This window comes from Gemmatirosa kalamazoonensis (assembly GCF_000522985.1).
Lineage (GTDB): Bacteria > Gemmatimonadota > Gemmatimonadetes > Gemmatimonadales > Gemmatimonadaceae > Gemmatirosa > Gemmatirosa kalamazoonensis.
In genome coordinates, this window is record NZ_CP007128.1 from 499,131 (window position 1) to 515,773 (window position 16,643).

The 16,643-nt window shown below is 73.6% G+C and carries 13 protein-coding genes; 7 read left to right on the plus strand and 6 right to left on the minus strand.

Going from position 1 to position 16,643, the window contains the following annotated elements:
- Positions 1-2,475 carry a beta strand repeat-containing protein gene (locus J421_RS31940; RefSeq protein WP_201773084.1) on the plus strand — a complete coding sequence of 825 codons (2,475 nt, stop codon included), beginning with the start codon at positions 1-3 and terminating at the stop codon, positions 2,473-2,475.
- A 78-nt stretch (positions 2,476-2,553) separates the two neighbouring features.
- On the opposite strand, the gene J421_RS02200 is transcribed toward J421_RS31940, so the two are convergent.
- The 5 genes from J421_RS02200 to glnA form a co-directional block, all read right to left on the minus strand.
- A complete protein-coding gene (locus tag J421_RS02200) occupies positions 2,554-4,545 on the minus strand; it encodes a YfbK domain-containing protein (protein WP_025409527.1) in 1,992 nt (663 codons plus the stop codon).
- Between the two features lie 224 nt (positions 4,546-4,769).
- Positions 4,770-6,029: a carboxypeptidase regulatory-like domain-containing protein gene (locus J421_RS02205; protein WP_025409528.1), complete on the minus strand. Its 1,260-nt coding sequence runs from the start codon at positions 6,027-6,029 to the stop codon at positions 4,770-4,772.
- Between the two features lie 16 nt (positions 6,030-6,045).
- Positions 6,046-6,594 (minus strand): sigma-70 family RNA polymerase sigma factor, encoded by a 549-nt coding sequence (locus tag J421_RS02210; RefSeq protein ID WP_260525837.1) that lies wholly within the window; start codon positions 6,592-6,594, stop codon positions 6,046-6,048.
- Between the two features lie 47 nt (positions 6,595-6,641).
- On the minus strand, positions 6,642-7,631 hold the full coding sequence (locus tag J421_RS02215) for a hypothetical protein (protein ID WP_025409530.1): 990 nt from the start codon (positions 7,629-7,631) through the stop codon (positions 6,642-6,644).
- Positions 7,632-7,851: 220 nt separating this feature from the next.
- On the minus strand, positions 7,852-9,186 hold the full coding sequence (gene glnA, locus J421_RS02220; RefSeq protein ID WP_025409531.1) for a type I glutamate--ammonia ligase: 1,335 nt from the start codon (positions 9,184-9,186) through the stop codon (positions 7,852-7,854).
- 139 nt (positions 9,187-9,325) lie between these two features.
- Here glnA and J421_RS31945 point away from each other — a divergent pair, with 139 nt between their 5' ends.
- The 6 genes from J421_RS31945 to J421_RS02250 all read left to right on the plus strand — a co-directional run bounded on the left by J421_RS31945 (position 9,326) and on the right by J421_RS02250 (position 15,792).
- On the plus strand, positions 9,326-9,754 hold the full coding sequence (locus tag J421_RS31945; protein WP_158508631.1) for a CBS domain-containing protein: 429 nt from the start codon (positions 9,326-9,328) through the stop codon (positions 9,752-9,754).
- 91 nt (positions 9,755-9,845) lie between these two features.
- A complete protein-coding gene (locus J421_RS02230) occupies positions 9,846-10,697 on the plus strand; it encodes a zinc ribbon domain-containing protein (RefSeq protein ID WP_148306114.1) in 852 nt (283 codons plus the stop codon).
- Between the two features lie 5 nt (positions 10,698-10,702).
- Positions 10,703-11,551: a menaquinone biosynthesis family protein gene (locus J421_RS02235; protein WP_025409533.1), complete on the plus strand. Its 849-nt coding sequence runs from the start codon at positions 10,703-10,705 to the stop codon at positions 11,549-11,551.
- Positions 11,552-11,675: 124 nt separating this feature from the next.
- The gene (locus J421_RS02240) at positions 11,676-13,019 is read left to right on the plus strand and encodes a GAF domain-containing protein (protein WP_025409534.1); all 1,344 of its coding nucleotides are present in this window, start codon (positions 11,676-11,678) and stop codon (positions 13,017-13,019) included.
- Positions 13,001-14,704 (plus strand): sensor histidine kinase, encoded by a 1,704-nt coding sequence (locus tag J421_RS02245; RefSeq protein WP_025409535.1) that lies wholly within the window; start codon positions 13,001-13,003, stop codon positions 14,702-14,704. Before J421_RS02240 ends, J421_RS02245 begins: the two co-directional genes overlap by 19 nt.
- The gene (locus J421_RS02250; RefSeq protein WP_025409536.1) at positions 14,701-15,792 is read left to right on the plus strand and encodes an HD domain-containing phosphohydrolase; all 1,092 of its coding nucleotides are present in this window, start codon (positions 14,701-14,703) and stop codon (positions 15,790-15,792) included. The genes J421_RS02245 and J421_RS02250 overlap by 4 nt, the downstream gene beginning before the upstream one ends.
- A 414-nt stretch (positions 15,793-16,206) precedes the next feature.
- On the opposite strand, the gene J421_RS02260 is transcribed toward J421_RS02250, so the two are convergent.
- Entirely contained in the window at positions 16,207-16,581 is a 375-nt protein-coding gene (locus J421_RS02260) for a hypothetical protein (protein WP_148306115.1), read from the minus strand.
- Between the last annotated feature and the right edge of the window lie 62 nt (positions 16,582-16,643).

Genomic DNA, 16,643 nt, shown 5'->3' on the forward strand with positions numbered 1-16,643 from the left:
GTGAACGTCACGGCGGCGGCGACCGTCACCGCGACGTTCAGCCAGGTCGCGCAGACGTTCGCGCTGACCGTGGCGACGGCGGGCACCGGCACGGGATCGGTGACGTCGAGCCCCGCGGGCATCACCTGCCCCGGCACGTGCACGAACAGCTACGCGTCGGGCACCGCGGTGACGCTCACCGCCGCTCCCGCCGCGGGCAGCGCGTTCGCCGGGTGGAGCGGCGCGTGCACGAACGCGACGGGCACCTGCGTCGTCACGCTGAACGCGGCGCAGAACGTCACCGCGACGTTCAACGCCGCGCCGGCGGCGAGCTTCACGCTCGCGCTCGCGCCGGCCGCCGTGAGCGTCCAGGCGGGCGCCACCGCGACCGCCGCGTCGACGGTGACGCTGACGCGCACGAACTTCACCGGCGTCATCGTCGTGGCCGCGTCGGGCGCGCCGCAGGGGCTCACGGTCACGCCGAATCCCATCAGCGTCTCCGGCACCTCGGCGACGCTCGATGTCGCGGTCGCAGCGACGGTCGCGCCGGGGTCGTACCCCGTCAGCATCACCGGCACCGGCGTGGGCGTCACGCAGCAGACGGCGACGCTCACGGTGAACGTCACCGCGGCACCGGCGGCGAGCTTCGCGCTCGCGCTCGCGCCGGCCGCGGTCAGCGTGCAGGCGGGCGCCACGGCGGCCGCCGCATCGACGGTGACCCTCACGCGCACGAACTTCACGGGCGCGGTCGCGCTCACCACGTCGGGCGCGCCGCAGGGGCTCACGGTCACGCCGAACCCCGCCAGCGTCACCGGCACCACGGCCACGCTCGACGTCGCCGCGGCCGCCACCGTCGCCCCGGGTACCTACAACGTGACCGTCACCGGCGCCGGCACTGGCGTCACGCAGCAGACCGCGACGCTCGCCGTCACCGTGACCGCCGCGCAGCCCGCGGGGAGCTTCGGGCTCGCCGTGTCGCCCGCGTCGGTCAGCGTGCAGCAGGGCGCGAGCACGACGACGACGGTGAACGTCACGCGCGCGAACGGCTTCACCGGCGCGGTGAACCTGGCCGTCACCGGTGCGCCGCAGGGGCTCACCGTGACGCCGAACCCGGCGAGCGCCACCGGCGGCACGTCGACGCTCAACATCACAGCCGGCGCCACGACGGCGCCCGGCACGTACACCATCACCGTGACCGGCACGGGCACCGGCGTCACGCAGCAGACGGCGACGTTCACCGTGCAGGTGACGCAGGCGCCGACGGGCGGCACCGGCAACGTCACGTTCAGCTTCACCGGCTGCGACCCGACGCAGGTCCCCATCTGGCTCGCCGTGCAGAACGGCACCGGCGCGTGGACGCGCGTCACGCCGGGGGCGAACAACACGTTCAGCTTCACCGTCGGGACGAACGGCGGCGTCGCCTACGTGACGCAGAACGGGACGAACTTCAACACGACCGTGATGTACGGCGTGGTGAGCGATCTCACGACGACGGCGAACCGGTGCACCGGCAACACCGCGCCGCTCGGCGCGAAGACGCTCACCGGCAACGTCGCTGGCCTCGGCCAGACCGACTTCGCGAGCGTCTCGGTCGGCGGCGCGACGAAGTCGATCTTCGGGCTCCAGGGCACCGCGTTCACGCTCACGAACGTCCCCGACGGACCGCGCGACCTCATCGCGACGCGGGCGTCGCTCGATCTGTCCACCGGCACGCAGGCGCTCTCGAAGGTCATCATCCGCCGCAACACGAACTACCCGAACAACAGCGTGATTCCGACGCTCGACTTCTCGAGCAGCGAAGCGTTCGATCCGGCGCAGGGCACGATCACGGTCAACAACCTCGGCACCGACCAGGCGTTCGCGACCGTCTCGTTCCTCACCGCGAACGGCGCATCGGCCGGGTTCTTCACCGGCTTGGGGAGCGGCAACACGCTGCCGTACTACGCGGTGCCGGCGTCGCAGCTGCAGCCGAGCGACATCCACCAGATCGCGGTCATCGCCACGCCGCCGGGCAACACGCCGACGTCGTTCCGGTACGTCTTCACGTACCTGCGCACGGCCGGCGCCCAGACCGTGACGCTCGGGCCGTCGCTCGGCGCGACCTCGGTGACGAGCCTCGCGACGACGCCGTACCTGCGGCTGCGCGCGCAGGTGCCATCGCAGAGCAACTACAACGGGCTTGCCACCGCGTCGTTCCAGCAGACCGGACACACCGTGACGGTGACGCAGACCGCGGCGTACACCGGCACCGCTCCCGCGAACTGGACGCTCGACATCCCCGATCTGTCGGCCGCCGGCTACGACCCGACGTGGGGGCTGCGCACCGGCGCGCAGACGACGTGGACGGTGACGGCCGTCGGCGGCGACTTCCTCACCTTCGCCGGCGGCACGCCGCAGAACAACGCGCAGATCGTCGCCGCCGGCGCGACCGGCTCGTCGAGCGCGTTCATCCAGTTCCTGCGGTCGAAGAGCGTGGTGTGGATGCGGAAGCCGTGACCTCGTAGCTGCGTGGCTGCGTGGCTGCGTGGTCGCCTGAGGGCCCACGTAGCCACGCAGCGACGCAGCCACACCGCATCACTTCTCCCGCGACGCGGTGGTGGGCTCCAGGCCGCGCCACCGCTCCACGAGGCGCACGAAGTCGGCGCGGTATCCGCCGTCGTCGTCGCCTAACGCGCCACGGGCGAGCGTCAGCACCTGCTCGCCCGTGGCGCGGCCCTTGTGCTCGGAGTCGCGCAGCAGCATCCCGAACTCGGCCACCGCGGCGGCGAAGCGGAAGTCGGTCGACGCGTCGCGAGCCACCGTCGTCGGCACGGGGTGCGTCATGAGCCGGCTCGTCGACTCCCCGGGGCGCTTGTAGCGCAGTTGCACGTAGAGCAGCTCGTCGCGCCCGCGGCCGTTAGGCGCCGGCGCCGCGCCGTAGCGCAGCGGGTCCACGCCGCGCAGCGACACGGTGCCCGTCACGCCCGCCGGCACCACCTCGTACAGCGCCGTCACCGCGTGCCCCGCCCCGACGTCGCCGGCGTCCTTCTTGTCGTCGGCGAAGTCCTCGTCGCGCAGCAGGCGGTCCTCGTAGCCGATGAGCCGATAGCCGCGCACCGCGGCGGGATTGAACTCCACCTGCAGCTTCACGTCGTCGGCCACGGTGTGCAGCGTGGCGCCCAGCTCGCGGACGAGCACCTTGCGCGCCTCGGCCAGGTCGTCGACGTACGCGTAGTTGCCGTTCCCGCGCTTCGCGAGCTTCTCCATCTTCGCGTCCTGGAAGTTGCCCGTTCCGAAGCCGAGCACGGTGAGGTACGTGCCCTCCGCGCGCTTCGCCTCGACGAGCCGCTCCATCTCGGCGTCGCTCGACGGGCCCACGTTGAAGTCGCCGTCGGTGGCGAGGATCACGCGATTCGTTCCGTTGGGCACCCGGTTGTCGCGCGCGACCTTGTAGGCGAGCAGCAGTCCCTCGCCGCCCGCCGTCGAGCCGCCGGCCTCGAGCCGGTCGATCGCTTCGGCGATGCGCGCCTTGTCCTCGCCGCTGGTGGACGGGAGCACGAGCCCCGCGGCCCCCGCGTACACGACGATCGCCACGCGGTCCTGCGGGCGGAGCTGGTCGACGAGCAGGCGCAGCGCACGCTTCACGAGCGGCAGCTTGTTCGGCTCGTCCATCGACCCCGACACGTCGATCAGGAACACCAAGTTGCTCGGCGGCAGCTGCGCGACGTCGATGGGGCGCGCCCGCAGCGCGATGCGCACCAGGCGGTGCTCCGGGCGCCACGGCGCGGGCGCGACCTCGGTGGTGATGGCGATCGGGTCGTCGCCGCGCGGCGCGGGCACGTCGTACGGGAAGTAGTTCACGAGCTCCTCGATGCGCACCGCGTCCGCCGGCGGCCGCTGGCCCTGCGTGATGAAGCGCCGCACGTTGCCGTACGACGCGGCGTCGACGTCGACCGAGAACGTCGAGCGCGGATTCGTCGCGACGGCGAGGAACGGGTTGTCCTCGATGCGGTCGTAGCCCTCGCGATCGACCGGCGCGCGCTCGCCCAACGGCTCGGGGCGCGCGGTGTCGCGCAGGGTGCCGCCCATCGTACCGCGCACGGTGCCGCGGCCGATGCGCTTGCCCGCCGCGCCCTGCATCACCCGCGCCCGCTGCCGCGTGCTCGGCGCGTACGAGACGTTAGGCGCGCCTTGCGCGTCGGCTGCCCCCGCCGCGGCGCCCGTGACGACCGCCGAGAGCTGCACGGACGCGGCGGCGAGCGTGAGGCTCACGTGCGTCGTGTCGCCGGCGAGGCGCACGCGCTGCGTCGCCGTGCCGTAGCCGATCGCGCGCGCCGTGAGCACGACGACGTCGCCGCGCGCGGCGCGCGGCACGTGCAGCACGAAACGGCCGCTCGCGTCGGTGAGCGCGGTGATCTGCCGATCGGCGATAGCGACGTACGCGTTGCCGATCGCCGCGCCGCGCGCCGCGTCGCGGACGACGCCGGTGACGATCGCGTCGGCGCGCCGCGCGCGGGCGTGCGAGGGAGCCACGGCGGCGAGGGCGAGCGCGCCGGCCGCCGCGGCATGAGTGAGGATCGATCGCATCGAGGTCTCCCGTCGAAGGGTGCACACGGGAGACGCTCTCGGCGCGCTCGCTTGCACACGCACGTGGCCTGGTTCCACGTACGAGTTTCTGAAGGACTGAAGAAGGACTGAAGGAGGACTGAAGAAGGACCAACACTTCTTGTTGGTGTTTCCTTCTTCAGTCCTCCTTCAGTCCGCCGTGGTCCAACGACCACTCGTACGTGGAGCCCCGACGGGCGCGCCGATCACCGCGCCTCGCAGTCCGACGCGCGCGTGAGCGACACGGGCGCGCTCCGCCCGTCGGCCGTCGCCGTCCCCGACCAGCCGTCGTCGGCGGCGCGCAGCACGAGCGACGTCGGCGCGGTGCCTAACGTGACGCGCAGCGTGCCGTCGGCGTCGAGCGACCAGCGCGCGCCCGCGCGCGGCGGCGCGTCGAGGCGCAGCCGCATCGGCAGCCCGAGCGAGCGCGCGCTGTCGGGCTTCGGCGTCGCGTCCAGGCGCACGACGTAGCAGCCCGCGACGGCGCGGTCGTCGCTCCGGGGCGCGGCGCGGCCGGCGCGCATGCGCTGCGCCGTGGCGGCCGGCGCCGCCGCCGCCGCACCGGTGACGACGGTCTGGGAGAGCGCGACGGCGGCCGAAGAGAGGGTGAGCGCGGTGCTCGCCGTCTCCGCCGGCGCGACGGTGACGGTCGCCGTTCCGGGCCCGTAGCCGAGGCGCCGAGCGACGACCGTCGCCTCGCCCGCGGGCACCGCGGGGAGCACGAACCGGCCGGCCGAGTCGCTCGTCGCGCCCTGCGGCGCGCCGGCGACGGTCACGCTCGCGAGCGGCAGCGGGGCGCCGCGGGGATCGGTCACCATGCCGGCGATCGTGCCGCGCGGCGCGTCGGCGCGCGGTGGGGCCGACGCGGCGAGCTTCGCCGCATCGGTGGGTGCGGTCCGCGGCGCGCTACCCGCCGCGATCGCCGGCGTGGACGCGCGCCGCTCCGCGAGGGCCGGCTCCCGCGCTCCCATCGGCGGTGCCCCCTCCGCGACGGGCTGCGTCGGCGCCGGGAGCGTCGGCGCGGGCGCCATCGACGGCGTCGCGAGATCGGCCGCCGCCGCGCTCGGACCCGGTGCCGCGGCCGGAACGCTGTAGGCGACCGAGTCGGCCGCCGCGTACTGCGGCCGCGACGCGGAGCGCATGACGACCGTGGTACCGCCGACGAGGACCGCGATCCCCGCCGCGGCGCGCACCATCCACCGGCGCGGGTGGCGCGCGGGACGCGGAGCGGCGACGGGCGCGACGGGCGCGACGGGCGCTGCCGCGGGGGTCGGGATCACCCCGCCCGGCACGATGTCCAGCGCGCCGACAATGCGCGTCGCGCCGGCGATCAGCCCGCGCGCTTCGGCCACCAGTGCGGCACAATCGCGGCAGCTCTCGACGTGCGACTCGACGCGCGCCGATTCCTCCGGCGACAGCGCGCCGTCGAGCCAGGCGTGCGCCGTGCCCTCGTCCAGGTGCGGCATCGGGGCGAGAGTCTCGTCAGGACGCATGACTGTCCCTCCCGCGCCCGCCGACGAGCGCCTCGTACGCCTCCACGAGCCGCCGGCGCGCCCGTGCCAGCGTCGTGCCGACCGACCCCACCGAGAGCCCCAGCGCCTCGGCGATCTCCCCGTAGTCCAAGCCCTCCTCCCGCATGAGCAGCGCGATCCGGTCGCGCTCCGCCAGCGCGTCCACCGCCCGCCGGGCGAGCGCCGCTTCCTGCGCCCGCTCGAGCGACGTCGGCTCCGGCTCCACGTACGCGTCGGCCGCCTCCTCGCGCAGCAGCTCGAGGTGGCGGCGGCGCCGAGCGTCCTTCCGGGCCTCGTCGCGCACGAGGTTCGTCGCCACGGCGAACAGCCAGGCGCGCTCGTGCTCGACGGGGCCGTGGCGGAGGGCGCGCAGAAACGTCTCCTGCGCGACCTCCTCGGCCCAGTCGCGATCCCCGAGCCGGCGCGTGAGGTAGCGCACGAGCGGGGCATGGTAGGTCCGGAACAGCCGATCGGCGTCGTCCATGTCTCTTGAACGTACGAGCCGCGCGAACTTGCACACGGATCGCCGTCGGATCCCGACGAGTCCGTGCCTCGGCCGTCATCCGCCTAACGATCGACGGCCGCCGCCGCCAGCCACTCGCTCCAGCTCCGCTCGAGCGCCGTCCGGTCCTCCGGCACGCCCGGCAGCGCGGCGAACACCCGCTCCGTCGGCAGCCCCTCGAGCAGTGCGTCGGCGACCGCCTGCAGGAACGTCGGCCCGTACCGATCGACGAGGAACTCGCCGAACACGGTGGATTCGGCGGCGAGGAGCGCCGGCGGGTCGGCGCCCGCGGCGCCCCCGGCGCGCGGCGCGCCGAACGACAGCGACGGCAGCTTCCGGTCGGCCATCTCGCACCACGCCGGCGCGGCGAGTCGCGAGGCGGCGAACAGCCGCTGGAGCGGCACGAGGTGCGGGCGGTTCGCGCGGAGGAACCGTACGCCCGGCTCCACCGTCTCGGGGCCCGCGACGCGCGAGATGACCGCTTCGGCGAACCAGTGCGGCAGCCGGTCGACCGCGTGTCCGCCGGACGTCGCGTCCCACCGTCCGGTGCGCGCGGCGAGCACCGAGTCGGCGTACGCGGCGAGGAACAGCTCGGCGAACCGCGCGCGCATCAGGCCGTCGTCGATGCCGACCGTGCCGCCGCGCGCGCCCTTGCGGCCGCGCACGAACGCGAGCACCTGCGTGTGGGTCGCGCGGAACGGCGTGAAGTCGAACTCGCGCGTCGGGTCGGCCGGCGTCTCGAACACCAGCACCGCGACGCGTGGCGCGCCGCCGAAGTGCCGCGCGAACTGGCGCGTCGTCTCCTGCAGCCGCTCGTCGACCTCGGGGATGACCGCCGGCGACTGCACGTAGAGGTCGTACGCGGTACCGCGCGCGCGATACCAGAGCCGGCCGCTCATCGTGGTCGTGTCGCTCAGGCTCGCGTACGGCACGACGGGCGGCAGGAAGCTCTCGCCGATGCGCGGCAGACGGGGCATGTGCAGCGACCGTCCGGCGCACGCGCCGAGGAGCGCGGCGCACGCGACGGCGGAGATCGATCGAATCGCGCGTCCCATGGCTTCGACCTTTCACGTGAGTGAGAGGTCGCCTGACAAGACCCGCGCCACAAAACCGGGATGCCGAGTGGGATCCGCGGCGTGGTGTGATGCGCGAGAGGCGGCGCTGACGACGCGGCGCTGATGGGGCGGCTCTGCTTCGGCGGCGCTGATCCCGCGCGTGCTCGGCGCCGCCGTTCCAGCGCCGATGCGTCAGCGCCGTCTCACCAGCGCCGCCGCATCAGTACTTCGCGAGATACTGCTCCAGCTCCCACGCCGTGACCTGCGTGATGTACTCGCGCCACTCCTGCCGCTTCGCGGCGAGGTAGTTCTCGGTCACGTGGTCGCCTAACGCGGCCTGCATCACGTCGTCCTTCTCCAGCTCGTCGCACGCCTCGTTCAGGTCGTGCGGCAGGTCGTCGATGCGGAGGCGGCGGCGCTCGCGGTAGCTCATCTCCCAGATGTTCTGGTTCACCGGCTCGCGCCAGTCGGCCTGCGACTCGATGCCGTCGAGCCCCGCGGCGAGCATGACGGCGAGCGCGAGGTACGGGTTCGCCGCCGGGTCGGGGACGCGCAGCTCGACGCGCGTGCCGGCGCCGCGCCGCTCGGGGACGCGGATCATCGGCGAGCGGTTGCGCATGCTCCACGCGACGTTCACCGGCGCCTCGTAGCCCGGCACGAGCCGCTTGTACGAGTTCACGAGCGGGTTCGTCACGGCGCACATGCCGCGCGCGTGGCGCAGCTGCCCGCCGATGTAGTGCAGCGCCGTCTTCGACAGCTGCCACTCCGCCTTCTCGTCGAAGAACGCGTTCTTGCCGTCGCGGAACAGCGACTGGTGCGTGTGCATCCCGCTGCCGTTCTGCCCGAAGATCGGCTTCGGCATGAACGACGCGACGAGCCCGAACTGCTGCGCGACGTGCTTCACGACGAGGCGGAACGTCGCGATGTTGTCGGCCGTGCGCAGCGCGTCGGCGTAGCGGAAGTCGATCTCGTGCTGCGCGTGCGCGACCTCGTGATGCGCGGCCTCGACCTCGAAGCCCATCTGCTCCAGCATGTCGACCATCGCGCGGCGCGCGTCCTCGCCGCGGTCGACCGGCGCGAGGTCGAAGTAGCCGCCGACGTCGTGCGTCGTGGTGCTCGTGCCGCCGTCGGGGCCGGCGCGGAACAGGAAGAACTCCGCCTCCATGCCGGCCATCATCGTGTAGCCCATGGCGCGCGCGCGCTCGAGCTGACGCTTCAGCACTCCGCGCGGGTCGCCGGCGAACGGCTGCCCGTCGGGCATCGCGACGTCGCAGATGACGCGCGCGACGCGCGCCTCGGGGTCGCTCCACGGCAGCACCTGGAACGTCGTGAGGTCGGGCTTGAGGAGCATGTCGCTCTCCTCGACGCGCACGAACCCCTCGATGGAGCTGCCGTCGAACATGATGTCGCCGGCGAGCGCCTTCCCGAACTGCGACGCGGGCACCTCGACGTTCTTGTTGACGCCGAGGATGTCGGTGAACTGGAGGCGGAGGAAGCGAACGTTCTCGTCCTTCGCGCGGGCGAGCAGTTCTTTCGGAGTCGGGGTGTCTGCCATGGGCACCAAAATAGTCGACGGCGACCCTTCGACGGCGACCTCTCGACGGCGTCGCCGGCTCCAGGTCGCCGTCGAAGGGTGCGGCATCCAGCTTGCCCTCGGTGTTGGGTTCCACCACACCCGCGAGGGAGGGAAACGCATGAAAGCTAGAGACATCATGACGCAGAACCCGCGCGTCGTCACGCCCGAGACGTCGGTGCAGGAGGCGGCGCGGCTGATGAAGACCGAGGACACCGGCGTCCTCCCCGTCGTCGACAGCGAGGGCTCGCGCCGCCTCGTCGGCGTCATCACCGACCGCGACATCGCCATCCGGGTCGTCGGCGACGGCATGTCGTCCGCCCAGGTGCGCGACGCGATGTCGGCGAACCCGAAGACCTGCCGCCCGGACGACAACGTGAAGGACGTCCTCCAGGCGATGTCCGACTCGCAGGTCCGCCGCATCCCGATCGTCGACGACGGCGGCTCCGTGGTCGGCATCGTGTCGCAGGCGGACGTCGTCCTCGAGACCGACGGCCGGAAGGTCGAGAAGACGATCGAGAAGATCTCGCAGCCCGGCGCGAACAACTAGGGCAGGAGGGCAGGAGGGCGGGAGGGCAGGAGAGTCATCAGCTCTCCTGCCCTCCTGCGCTCCTGCCCTCCTGCCCTAGTTAGCTTGCGGCATGACCTCGCCCGCCCCCAACGCGCCCGCTCTCCTGCGCTGCCCCGCCTGCGGGGAGCCCGGGACCGGTCGCTTCTGCTCGGCCTGCGGCGCGTCGCTCGGCGGCGCGACCTGCGCCGGCTGTGACGCGCCGCTCTCGCCCGGCGCTCGCTTCTGCCACCGCTGCGGCCTCGCCGCCGGCGCTGCCGCCCCGACGCGCCCGGCCGCGGCGCGCGACCGCACCGCCTCGCTCGCCCCGTGGGCCGTGGCGTTCGTCGCGCTCCTCGCGCTCGCCGCGAACTTCGCCGGCCGCAACTTCGCGTCGGCGAAGGGCTCGGCCGTCGACGGATCCGCGAACGCGCTGCCGCAGGCGTCGCTCGGCGAGGGAGGCGCGGCGGCGAACGCGCCGTTCGCGGGCGGCGGCGGTGGCGGTCGCCCGCCGAACCTCGCGAGCATGTCGCCGCGCGAGATCGCGGACCGGCTGTTCGACCGCGTGATGGCGCTCAGCACGCAGGGGAAGGCCGACTCCGCGACGTTCTTCGCCCAGATGGCGCTCCAGAACTACGCCGGCATGGGCGACCTCGACCTCGACCAGCGCTACGACATGGGACGCGTGGCCGAGGTCGCGGGACAGGCCGACGTCATGCGGGCGCAGGCCGACACCATCCTCCAGCGCAACCCGACGCACCTCCTCGGCCTCGTCCTCGCCACGAAGGCGGCGTCGATGCGCAACGACGCGAAGGCGCTCGCCGAGTACCGCGACCGCCTGCTCGCCGCCGACCGCAGCGGGGAACGGCAGCGCGGGCTCGAGGAGTATCAGCGCCACGCGAACGACATCGACGACGCGGTGAAGGCCGCGAAGGGAGCCAAGTAAGCCAGATGACCACGACCGTCGAACCGCGCACGATCCACGTCGCCCACAGCCCCGACTCCGACGACGCGTTCATGTTCTACGCGCTCGCCGAAGGGAAGATCGACACCGACGGCCTGCGCTACGTGCACGAGCTGCAGGACATCGAGACGCTGAACCAGCGCGCGCGCCGCGCCGAGCTCGAAGTCACCGCCGTCTCGATCCACGCGTACGCGTACATCGCCGACCGCTACGCGCTGCTGCCCCACGGCGCGTCGATGGGCGACCAGTACGGCCCGCGGCTCGTCGCGCGCACTCCGATGACGAAGACCGACGTGAAGGGGCTGCGCATCGCGGTGCCGGGCCCGCTCACGAGTGCGTATCTCGCGCTGCGCCTCTACGAGCCGGAGTTCACGCCGGTGTGGACGCCGTTCGACCAGATCGAGGACGTCGTCGAGCGCGGCGAGGTGGATGCGGGGCTTCTCATCCACGAGGGCCAGCTCACGTTCGCGTCGCGCGGGCTGCACCTCGTGGCCGACATGGGCGTGTGGTGGTACGGCGAGACCGGCCTGCCCCTTCCCCTCGGCGGCAACGTCGTGCGCAAGGACCTCGGCGAGGACACCATCCGGCTCGTGTCGCGACATCTGCACGAGAGCATCGCCTACGCGCTCGACCACCGCGGTGCGGCGCTCGACCACGCGATGCGCTTCGCGCGCGGGCTCGAGAAGGGCGAGGCCGACGAGTTCGTGGGGATGTACGTCAACGACTGGACGCTGGACTACGGCCCGCGCGGGCGCGAGGCGGTGAAGCTGTTCCTGAAGCGCGGCGTCGATGCGGGGGTGATCCCACACGCGGTCGACGTGACCTTCGTCGACTAGAGCGGAGGATGTTGTTACCCGCGGGTCTCTCCCGGAGTCGCTAAACCGCGCCCCCGTCCGCAGTCCCCTCGTGCCTCAGCCGTCCTCCGACACACTCCGCCCCTCCTCGACCGACGCGCCCACCATGGGCGAGCCGGCGTCCGCGCGTACCTCCGGGCGGCCGGGGGAAGAGGCGGACCGGGCGACCGGTGGGGAGGCGCGCGACGCGGTGATGCGGCTCGACGCGACCGGTCGCGTGGTGTACGCGAACCTCGGCGCGGCGCAGCTGCTCGGCGCCGAGTCGCCGCTCGGCATCGTGGGGATGGAGCTCGCGGCGCTGCTGCGCCAGGGCGGCCAGGAGATCGCCGCGCTCGCGCTGCAGTCGGCGGCGGACGCGGTGCGCGGGCGCACGGTGCCCGACGCGTCGTTCACGGTGCACGACACCCGCGGCGCGCCGCGCGCGCTGTGGCACGTGTCGCCGCACGGGACCGGCGTGTCGGTGATGGTGCGCCCGACCGGCGAGCCGCTGCGTGGCGCCGCGCCGTCGCCGAACGCCGCGCTCGACGCGCCGCCTAACGCGCTGTTCGTGCGTCCTCCGGCGCGGCCGGTCGAGCCGCCGCGTGCGGAGCCGGCGCGTGCGGAGCCTCCGCGTGTCGAGCCGTCGCGTGTCGAGCCGTCGCGCGTCGAGCCCGCGCGCGTCGAGCCCTCGAAGGCGACGCCGCCCATCGACGACGAGTGGGGCGACCTGTGGCCGAACGAGGCGCCTAACGCGACGACGGCGACGGACGAGACGGCGACGAACCCCGTTGCTGCGAGCGAGACGCCGCACGAGACGCCGAGCGAGACGCCGAGCGAGACGCCGAGCGAGACGCCGAGCGAGACGCCGAGCACGCCGGCGACGGCGGAGCGCGAGACGAGCGAGGCGCTCGTCGACCTGACGCGCGAGATCGCCGGTGCCGCCGATCAGGTGGACCGGGCGCTGGAGCAGCTCGCCGCCGCGGGCCGAGCGCTGCTGGGCGGCGACGGCGCGTGCATCGTGGTCCTCGACGGCGACGCGCGCATCGCGGCCGCGAACGGCACGCTCGGCGCACTCGCCGGACAGCGCACCGAGCTGCACGAGCCGCCGTCGCCGCTGCACGAGGCGATCGCCGCGCGGCAGGTCGTCGTGAGCCGGTTCGACGACCCGGCGGCGGGGAGCGCGCCGCGGCAGGTGCTCGTCGCGCCGCTCGCCGTCGGCGAGCAGGTGCTCGCCGCCCTGTGCGTCGTCACCGGCGGAGCCGAGGGCTTCACCGCGCACGACCGCGCGCTGGCCGAAAAGCTGGCCGAGCACGGAGCGCTCGCGGTGCGGAACAACCGGCTGTACCGCACGGTGGAGCGCGGCGCGCGCGCGACGCGCGGCTGCTCGCCGACGCGGCGCGCATCCTCGCGCGGCACGTCACGCCGCAGACGCTCTACCCCGCGCTCGCCGGCGTGGTGCGCGAGGCGTTAGGCGCGTGCGGCTTCACCGTCGTGCTCACCGATCCGGGGACGCGCACCGTCGAGCGGCTGTACAGCGAGGGCACCGGCGCCGCCGTCGCCGGCGCGGTGGATGCCGCGACGTTCTGGGAGACGGCCGGCGGCCGCGCCGTGCGCGACGGAGAGCCGAGCTTCGTCGACGGCACGCTTCCCGAGTCGCCGTCGACCGGCGACCGCCGCATCGCCGACCGGCTGCGCGGCACGCCGGCGCGTGCGCTCGCCATCCTGCCGCTCGTCGCCGACGAGACGCGCGGCGTGCTGTCGCTGCAGTTCGCCGAGCGCCACGCGTTCGACGAGCCGGAGCGTCGACTGCTCGCCGACTTCGCGGCGCACGTCGCGGTCGCGGTGCGCAACGCGACGCTGCTCGTGGCGCGCGAGCGGGAGCGCGACCGCGCGGCGGCGGCGGCCGAGATCGCGCGCGTCGCGCTCGACGCGTCGTCGCTCGACGCCGGCGCGGCGGCGATCCTCGGCGTGCTCGACCGCCTCGTGCCGTCGGCCGGCAAGGCGCTCAGCGTGCTGCGCGACCAGGGCGCGGGCGCGGCCTACGTCGAGTGCGCGGCGGCGGTCGGCACGATCACGTTCCTGCGCGGGCTGCGCTCGGCGACGAGCGCGCGCGCCGCGCGGCGCGCCTCCGACGCGCGCGTGCGTCCGGTGATCGTCGACGACCTGCGCACGGTGCTCACCCCCGAGCGATGCCCCGACGCCACCGGGCAGCCGGGGACGGCGGCGGCAGCCGTGATGGTGCCGCTCGTCGCGCGCGGGCGCACGCTCGGCGATCTCGCCGTGACCACGCCGTTAGGCATCCCGCTCGCCGAGGCGGCGCGCGACACGCTCGCGCAGCTCGCCGCGCCGATCGCGCTCGCGCTCGACGCGCTGCTGCTCGGCGAGGAGCGGCGCCGCCGCCTCGTCGAGGAGCGGCAGATGACCGAGCAGCTCCGGCAGGCGGAGAAGATGGCGGCGCTCGGCGAGCTGGTGGCCGGCGTGGCGCACGAGATCAACAACCCGCTCACCGGCATCTCCGCGTTCGCCGAGCTGCTGGCCGACGACGTGCTCACCGACGACCAGCGCGAGAGCGTGCGCCTCATCAAGCGCGAGGCCGACCGCGTGGTGGGGGTCGTGCGCGACCTGCTCGTGTTCTCGCGCAAGACGGAGCCGGCGTACGCGGAGCTCGATCTGAACGAGCTCGTGGAGCGCACGCTGCGGCTGCGCAGCTACGCGCTGCGCGCCGCCGGCATCGACGTGCGTCTCGCGCTCGACCCGAGCCTGCCGGTGGTGTACGGCGACGAGGCGAAGCTGCAGCAGGTGATCCTGAACGTGGTGCTGAACGCCGAGCATGCGATGCGCGAGACACCGCTGCGTCGGATCGAGGCCGCGACGCGCCACACCGGCGACCGCGTCGTGCTGTCGCTCACCGACACCGGCACCGGCATCGCGCCCGACGTGCTGCCGCGCATCTTCGAACCGTTCTTCACGACGAAGCCGGCGGGCGAGGGCACGGGGCTCGGCCTCAGCGTGAGCTACGGCATCGTGCAGACGCACGGCGGCGAGCTGCGCGTCGAGAGCACGCCGGGACTCGGCACGACGCTGGAGATGGTGCTGCCGACGCACCCCGCCGGGGTGCCAGCCATCGACGCCGCGCTCTCCTCCTCCGCCTCATGACCGATCCTCTCGCCGCGACCGCGGTCCCGCTGACCGGCGTCGCGCCGGCCACCGGCGTGCGCATCCTCGTCGTCGACGACGAGGAGACGATCCGCCTCGCGTTAGGCCGCTTCCTGCGCGCGCGCGGCTACGACGTGCACGCGGTGGCGTCCGGCCAGGAAGCGCTCGACGCGATCACGCCGGGCGCGTTCGCGCTCATGCTCTGCGACGTGCGCATGCCGGGGCTGAGCGGCCTGGACGTCGTGCCGCAGGCGCACGCGATCGATCCGCAGCTCGCGGTGGTGATGCTGAGCGCCGTGAACGACGCACCGACGGCGCGCAACGCGCTCACCCAGGGCGCGGTCGACTATCTCGTGAAGCCGGTGGAGCTCGCGGTGCTGCTGCAGTCGGTGGAGCAGGCGCTGCACCGGCGCACGCTCGTCGCCGGCCAGCAGGCGGTGGAGCGCACGATCCGCGACGAGGTCGAGGAGCGCACGCGGGAGCTCGAGCGCGAGAAGACGGCGCTGCGCGACATCAGCGTGCAGGTGGCCGAGGCGCTCGTGACGGCGATGGAGGCGAAGGACGTGTCGTTCCGCGGCGCGTCGGCGCGCATCGCCGACCTCGCGGCGTCGGTCGCGTCCGAGCTGCATCTCGACGAGGACACGATCGAGGACGTGCGGCTCGCGGGCCGGCTGCACGACGTCGGCAAGATCGGCGTGAGCGACGTGCTGCTGTCGAAGCCGAGCGCGCTGACGCCGGAGGAGTACGCGCAGGTGAAGGAGCACGTGCGCATCGGCCTCGACATCCTCGGCCCGCTGCGCCACCTCGGCCCGGTGCTTCGCTTCGTCGCCGACCACCACGAGCGGTGGGACGGGCGCGGCTACCCGAAGGGGCTCTCCGGCGAGGACATCTCCATCGGCGGCCGGATCCTCGCCGCGGCGGACGCGTTCGAGGCGGTGACGTCGTCGCGCACGTACCGCGCGGCGATGAGCGCCGAGCAGGCGCTGGCGCATCTCGCGACGCTCGCCGGGTCGCTGCTCGATCCGGTGGTCTACGACGCGCTGCGCGCGGTCGTGGAGCGGGGGCGGCGGTTGACGTTCATCGAGTAGGGCGGGACGCCTCACTGCGGGACGCCTCACTGCGGGACGCCTCACAGCGGGACGCCTCACTGCGGGACGCTTACGGCGGGACGCCTTACGGCGGGACGCCTTACGGCGGGACGCCTTACGGCGGGACGCCTTACGGCGGGACGCCTTACGGCGGGACGATCGACGGCGGGACGGATACGGCGGGCGCGCGGTCCCTAGGTCCTAGGGGGGCTCCCCCCCTTCGCCCAATATGCTATGCGCTGAACGCGCCGGCGTACCAATCGGACGCCGACCGGATCCAGCCGAACGCGGTGTGATCACCGCAGTAGACCGTCCCGCCGTCGATCGTCCCGCCGTAAAACGTCCCGCCGTCGACCGTCCCGCCGTCGATCGTCCCGCCGTCGATCGTCCCGCCGTCGATCGTCCCGCCGTGCGTCAGTGATGACGATGCGACCGCGCGTGATGAATCCATCCCGCCACCGTCGCAACCCGCCGCCCGTGCGCGTGTGCATCCTCCGCCGGCGGCACGATCAGGCACCCGCGGTCGGCCAGCGATCGGAGCGTCCCCCAGCGCGCCGCGTCGTCCACCCCGAACGCGGACGCCACCTTGTCGGCCAGCGGCGCCCCGCCCAGCAGACCGACGTCGGGAAGCGCGGCGTCCACCACGACCGCGTCGTACGACGTCGGATCGGGCGGCGGATCGATCGGCAGCACGTCGACCTCGGCGAACCGCACGGACCGCGCGCCCTCGGCGATCGCCTCGGCACCGGCCGGATCGTCGCCGGCGAACACAATCAGCGTCTTAGGCATGAGGAACGGATACCGCACCACCGCGTGAGGCGGAATCGGGTCCGGCGGAATCGGGTGAAGCG

Excerpts from the sequence above, each read along its gene's own strand:
- J421_RS02260 (WP_148306115.1), bottom strand. The coding sequence starts at position 16,581 with ATGCCTAAGACGCTGATTGTGTTCGCCGGCGACGATCCGGCCGGTGCC.
- J421_RS02235 (WP_025409533.1), top strand. The coding sequence starts at position 10,703 with ATGACCACGACCGTCGAACCGCGCACGATCCACGTCGCCCACAGCCCC.
- J421_RS02200 (WP_025409527.1), bottom strand. The coding sequence starts at position 4,545 with ATGCGATCGATCCTCACTCATGCCGCGGCGGCCGGCGCGCTCGCCCTC.
- J421_RS02240 (WP_025409534.1), top strand. The coding sequence starts at position 11,676 with ATGGGCGAGCCGGCGTCCGCGCGTACCTCCGGGCGGCCGGGGGAAGAG.
- J421_RS02250 (WP_025409536.1), top strand. The coding sequence starts at position 14,701 with ATGACCGATCCTCTCGCCGCGACCGCGGTCCCGCTGACCGGCGTCGCG.
- J421_RS31945 (WP_158508631.1), top strand. The coding sequence starts at position 9,326 with ATGAAAGCTAGAGACATCATGACGCAGAACCCGCGCGTCGTCACGCCC.
- J421_RS02230 (WP_148306114.1), top strand. The coding sequence starts at position 9,846 with ATGACCTCGCCCGCCCCCAACGCGCCCGCTCTCCTGCGCTGCCCCGCC.
- glnA (WP_025409531.1), bottom strand. The coding sequence starts at position 9,186 with ATGGCAGACACCCCGACTCCGAAAGAACTGCTCGCCCGCGCGAAGGAC.
- J421_RS02215 (WP_025409530.1), bottom strand. The coding sequence starts at position 7,631 with ATGGGACGCGCGATTCGATCGATCTCCGCCGTCGCGTGCGCCGCGCTC.
- J421_RS02205 (WP_025409528.1), bottom strand. The coding sequence starts at position 6,029 with ATGCCGCACCTGGACGAGGGCACGGCGCACGCCTGGCTCGACGGCGCG.